The sequence below is a fragment of the Streptomyces sp. rh34 genome (assembly GCF_002551245.1).
Classification (GTDB): Bacteria; Actinomycetota; Actinomycetes; order Streptomycetales; family Streptomycetaceae; genus Streptomyces.
The window spans coordinates 1-1,343 of record NZ_NTGZ01000527.1 but is presented as its reverse complement, the minus strand read 5'-3'; the positions used below and the strand labels follow the sequence as shown (position 1 = coordinate 1,343).

2 protein-coding genes and 1 pseudogene are annotated in these 1,343 nt (G+C 74.0%); 2 read left to right on the top strand and 1 reads right to left on the bottom strand.

Annotated elements, in window-relative coordinates; translation table 11 throughout:
• A pseudogene (locus CR470_RS41025) lies at window positions 1-159 on the top strand (DEAD/DEAH box helicase); the annotation flags it as partial.
• A gap of 175 nt (window positions 160-334) precedes the next feature.
• The gene (locus tag CR470_RS37945; protein WP_097872289.1) at window positions 335-646 is read left to right on the top strand and encodes an SCO5918 family protein; all 312 of its coding nucleotides are present in this window, start codon (window positions 335-337) and stop codon (window positions 644-646) included.
• Window positions 647-776: 130 nt separating this feature from the next.
• Here CR470_RS37945 and CR470_RS37940 read toward each other — a convergent pair whose 3' ends face one another.
• Window positions 777-1,136, bottom strand: a complete 360-nt coding sequence (locus CR470_RS37940; protein WP_097872288.1) for a hypothetical protein — start codon at window positions 1,134-1,136, stop codon at window positions 777-779.
• Window positions 1,137-1,343: the final 207 nt, after the last annotated feature.

The window sequence follows — 1,343 nt, the reverse complement described above, 5'->3', positions numbered from 1 at the left end:
GGCGCCCGGACCCCCTCCGGCATCCCCGTGACGATCACCGCGCCGGTGGCCGCGCGGCGTGAGCGCAGCCGCAGCACCGGCTCCCGCGGCCGACGCAGCCCCGCCTCGGCGGCACGGCGCGTGGGCGCGCAGCAGTCCGCCTTCGACGCGGCGGCCTGAGCGCGGTCCCGTGGACGCCGCGGCCTCGAAACAGCTGACCGAGGCCGCGGCCGACAGCTCGTCGTCGTGCCGGCCGTCGACGAGCACGGCAGCGCGCTGGGCGCCCTGGCCCCGGCCCGCCGCACCGGCTCACCCCCCCGGCAGCACCGTCCCCTTCCACTCCCTGTGAGGCACCATGCGCTGCGTCATCGCCCGCTTCCCGTTCGACCTCACCAAGAGTGGTGTCCTGGAAACCATGAGGGGCGTCAAGCCCGAACAGGTCATCGGCGCGTCCGTGATCATCGGCCGTCGGACCTACCCGATCAAGCAGGTCGGGCAGGTCCTCACCCGTCAGGACCGCCGCGACTTCAGTGCCGGTGAAGTCCTCCGGGCCATGACGCGGCTCGGCTTCACCTGCCCCGGCCTCCCGCGCAGCACCGCGCCACAGCGCGCCGTCGGCGCGTTCCAACAGGCTTCCACCCTGCTCGGCGCTCCTGCCGCTGCCTGACCGGCGGGCAGGCGCGGGCCGCCACCAGAACGAACCGTGAGCCCGCCGCCAGAAACAGTGAGGGCCCGACCGGCAGGCGCCGGCCGGGCCCTCGCCGCGTGCCGAGCGGTCAGCGCGCAGCGGTGTGCTCTCAGTGGTCGGAGTAGCTGAAGTCGCCCATGGTCCAGGCGCTGACGTCATCGATCGCCACGCGGTACATCCCGCCCGTCTCCGGGATCCCGACCGTGCCCTGCAGAATCCGCGCCACATGGAAGTGCAGGTGCGTGGGCGCCCTCTCCCCGGGTGCCGGGGCGGTGAAGGCGGCGGAGAACTCGCTCAGGTGGGCCGAGTCGGCCAGGACCTCCGACACCCGCTGCCGCCAGGCCGCTTCGGGAGCCAGCCGCCCCGTGATGACGGCACCACCGGCGACCACGGTCAGAGTCATCTGATTGCTGTGCCCGGACTCCACCAGGGCAGCGATATCAACAAGCAGTTCGTCAGGCTTCGACATGGGCCCAATCCTATGCACCGCTGTCCGGCCGGTTCGAGGGGTGTGCCGTCACCGGCGTCCACGGCGCCGGGTCAGTGCGCCTGGGCCCGGCGCGGGGGGAGGCCGGCGCAGGCGGGGCAGGTGTGCCGGTCGATCGCGGCCAGCAGGCGCGTGGCGGCCGTGCGTACGGTCCGCGCCGGGGAAGGGCCCCCGGCCTCCGGCGTGTCG

What these genes read in the sequence shown, in the direction of transcription:
- CR470_RS37945 (WP_097872289.1), top strand. Translation starts at nt 335, where the DNA reads ATGCGCTGCGTCATCGCCCGCTTCCCGTTCGACCTCACCAAGAGTGGT.
- CR470_RS37940 (WP_097872288.1), bottom strand. Translation starts at nt 1,136, where the DNA reads ATGTCGAAGCCTGACGAACTGCTTGTTGATATCGCTGCCCTGGTGGAG.